Origin of the sequence: Paratractidigestivibacter sp., from assembly GCF_963660155.1 — a bacterium.
Taxonomy (GTDB): domain Bacteria; phylum Actinomycetota; class Coriobacteriia; order Coriobacteriales; family Atopobiaceae; genus Paratractidigestivibacter.
In genome coordinates, this window is record NZ_CAVKWG010000001.1 from 1 (window position 1) to 3,182 (window position 3,182).

The following is a 3,182-nucleotide window of genomic DNA, read 5'->3' on the forward strand; positions in this document are numbered from 1 at the left end:
ACATTGGGGACAGTCCCTTTTGCAGGTCCGACCTGCATTGGGGACTGTCCCTTTTGCAGGTCGCGCTTTACTCGACGAAGGAGAAGAGCCGGCTGTAGTAGAGGTCGGGGTCCGCGACGGCGGAGCTGCAGTGGCCGCCCCATTCAACGACGAGAAGCTCGTGCTCGCTTGCGCACGCGGCGTCGAGGCGGCGCGCGTTCACGGGGTCGATCAGGTTGTCGTGGCCGCCGTGGATGAGCAGGATGGGCACACGGGCGCGCGCCACGGCGTCGACGGCGCGGCAATCGGCGATGTCGTAGCCGCCGCGGTGGGCCCGGAAGAAGATGCGCACAAGGTCGAGCAGCGGGTGGGCAAGGCTGACCTTGCGCCCGGCGACCACAGGCGAGATCAGCGCCGCGGAAGCATTCCAGAAGTCGGCGTAGCCGGAGTCCGACACGATGCGCGCCACTTGGGGCGAAAGCTCGCTCTCCCCCGCCGCCTCGAGGACGGTCGCGCCGCCCAAGGACTCGCCCATAAGCACGATGCGCGCAAGAGGGTCATCAACGGCCACGCGCCGACACCAAAGCACGGCGTCACGTCGCTCAAGGTGGCCGGCGCCGATGACGGCTCCGCCTGACGCGCCTTGCGCACGTTGCTCAATGAACAGCAGGTTATAGCCCTTATCGGCAAAGCGACGCGCGTGGCGCAGGCCGTTTTTCCACCCGCCGCCGAGGCCGTGGCAAAAGATAAACCATTTATGAGAGTCGGGATGCAGGCGCGCCATGTGGCCGACCAGTCGCGCGCCGTCGGCCGCTTCGATGTCCACGCGCTCGAAGTCCCTCTCGTGCTCGGCGAGCCAGGCGCTCGTCTCCGGCGTCATGCGCAGGAAGTTCTCCATCAAGGCGTCGAGCCGCTCCGGCGGGAAGTGCTGATGGCCCAGGCGATACGCGCGCTCGAGCGTCTGGAGGTCCTCCTCGCCCGTGGCGAAGTCGCCGAGGAAGCTCGACATGTCGCCGAAGGCCTTGTGCGTGACAAAAGCCGCCGCGCCCACGAGCAGGCCCGCCGGCACGACGCCGAGCGCGACGAGCGCCCAGCCTCCGGCGACGGCCCCGCGCGCGACGAGCGCGGCGCCCGCCCCCGCGAGCACGACCGCCCACACCGCGAGCGCCCACACGCACGCCGGCCGGGGCCCATCAACCTGATTCGCGTCTCTCATCTCACGCTCCAAAAGGGGACAAAGGGACAGTCCCTTTGTCCGATCCTACAGGTCGCGCTTGCGCAGAACGCCCACGCAAACGAAGGTCAGCGCGAGGCACGCGACGGTGGGGACGGCCATCCTAGCCAGGCCCTCCTGCGCGAACACGAAGGCGCCGTTCACCGCGTTCGCGGACAGCGTGACCGCCGCGTTGGGCAGCCACTCGCACACGGCGTAGTACACCTGCGCGACGTCGGCGTTCACGCCGCCGACGGCCATGCCGATCGCGCCCGCGATCATGCCGTTGGTAAGGAAGAACGCGAGCACGATGCCCAGGATCTGGCTGCCGGTGAGCCACAGGCCGGCCATGCTAAGGCACGCGCACGCCCAGGCCACGAGCACCGTCGGCGCGAACCACTCGACGAACACGAGCGGCGAGTCGAGGCCCGAGATGCCGCGGACGAGCAGGCCCGTCACCGACGTGGCGGCGAGCGCGAACAGGGCGAAGACGACGCTCAGCACGAGCGCGAACAGGATCTTCTCGTGGTAATAGGTGCGCTTGCCGCAGCTGCTCACGATGGTGCGGTCGTAGCCGTTTCGCTTATCGATCCAGCAGACGCGCACGGCGCTCAGGCAGATGACCAGCGCGAGCAGGTCGCCCAGCATGCCGACCACGCAGTCGACGGGCGAGGCGTAAGGCGTGATGCCCGTGTCCACGCCCGCCTCGGCGCCGAGCCTGCTCAGGAGCTCGACGGCCACACCCATGACGAGGCAAAGGGCGACGATGACGACGGTAAAGCCGTAGAAGCCGCCGTGACGGCGGAGGATCCGGCGCATATCGGCGCGGAGAAGTGAAAACATTTGATGTGCCTCCTAGTTCTATTGCGCCGCGGGGACGCTTGCGCCGGACTCGTCCATGAGCTCGAGGAAGAAATCCTCGACGTCGCGCTCGGTCTTGTGCAGCTCGAGCACCTGCTGGTGGGCGGCAAAGAGCGCGTCCGAGACCTGCTCGACCGTCGCCTTCGTGCTCGGCACCTGGTAGACGCCGTCGTCGGACAGGGTGACATCGACGCCCGGGAGCGCCTGGCGCAGCGCGAGGCCGGCCGCGGGCATGTCTTTGCAGCGCACGCGGATGGCGCCGGCGGCAAGCTCGGCCATCTTCTCGCTCTCGAACTCGGCGACCATGCGGCCCGCGTTGATGACGCCGAAGCGCGTGGCGAAGCGGTTGAGCTGGTCGAGGACGTGGCTCGAGACGATGATGGTCATCTCACGCTCGCGGTTGATCTTCTGCAGCGTCTCGCGCATCTCGCGGGTGGCGCCGGGGTCGAGGCCGTTGAACGGCTCGTCGAGCAAGAGGATGCGCGGGTTGCCGACCATGGCCAGCGCGATACCCAGGCGCTGGCGCATGCCGAGCGAGAAGTTGCACGACTGCTTGGAGCCCGTGTCCTGGAGGCCGACGATCTGCAGGAGCTCCTGGCAGTGGGCGCGGGCCTTGGGCACACCGAGGGCGATCGCCTTGTACATGAGGTTGTCCATGGCGCTGGACTTGTCGAGAAGGCCGGGCGCCTCGATGATGGCACCGACGGCGGTGCGGCCGCCGCCGACGCTCGGGTCCTGGCCGAGGACGTCGAGCTCGCCCGCGGTCGGCACGATGAGGCCGCAGATCATCCGCATGGTGGTGGACTTGCCAGCGCCGTTGCGGCCGACGAAACCGTAGATATCGCCCTCGCGCACGTCCATGCTGAGGCCGTCGACGGCGTTGAACTTGCCGTAGGTCTTGGTGAGGCCCTGGGCGCGGATGACGCTGTTGGGGGCCGCTTGGGTGGTCATGTTCCCTCCTTGTTTGAGCTGGCAAGAAGCCATGTTAGACGATGCGCGCACCAGTTACGCATCAAGGGGCGCCGCGGGCGGGCGCATGCGAGCAGGGCGGGCGAGCGCGCGGGCGGGGCGGTCGGGCGCGGGCCTCAGAGCTTGGCGAGCATGGCCTCACAGCCGGCGAGCACATCGC

Annotated in this window: 3 protein-coding genes; all 3 read right to left on the reverse strand. The window is 68.3% G+C overall.

Annotated features, from left to right (window positions below; translation table 11 throughout):
- Window positions 1-67: 67 nt before the first annotated feature.
- From U5709_RS00005 to U5709_RS00015, 3 genes are read right to left on the reverse strand one after another with little or no spacing between them, the layout of a single operon-like run.
- On the reverse strand, window positions 68-1,195 hold the full coding sequence (locus U5709_RS00005) for an alpha/beta hydrolase (protein ID WP_321972484.1): 1,128 nt from the start codon (window positions 1,193-1,195) through the stop codon (window positions 68-70).
- 45 nt (window positions 1,196-1,240) lie between these two features.
- On the reverse strand, window positions 1,241-2,035 hold the full coding sequence (locus U5709_RS00010; RefSeq protein WP_321972485.1) for a hypothetical protein: 795 nt from the start codon (window positions 2,033-2,035) through the stop codon (window positions 1,241-1,243).
- 18 nt (window positions 2,036-2,053) lie between these two features.
- Window positions 2,054-3,004 (reverse strand): ABC transporter ATP-binding protein, encoded by a 951-nt coding sequence (locus tag U5709_RS00015; RefSeq protein WP_321972486.1) that lies wholly within the window; start codon window positions 3,002-3,004, stop codon window positions 2,054-2,056.
- Window positions 3,005-3,182 lie beyond the last annotated feature (178 nt).

Bases quoted from the DNA above. Each gene is read 5' to 3' on its own strand.
- U5709_RS00010 (WP_321972485.1), bottom strand. From the start codon at position 2,035: ATGTTTTCACTTCTCCGCGCCGATATGCGCCGGATCCTCCGCCGTCAC.
- U5709_RS00005 (WP_321972484.1), bottom strand. From the start codon at position 1,195: ATGAGAGACGCGAATCAGGTTGATGGGCCCCGGCCGGCGTGCGTGTGG.
- U5709_RS00015 (WP_321972486.1), bottom strand. From the start codon at position 3,004: ATGACCACCCAAGCGGCCCCCAACAGCGTCATCCGCGCCCAGGGCCTC.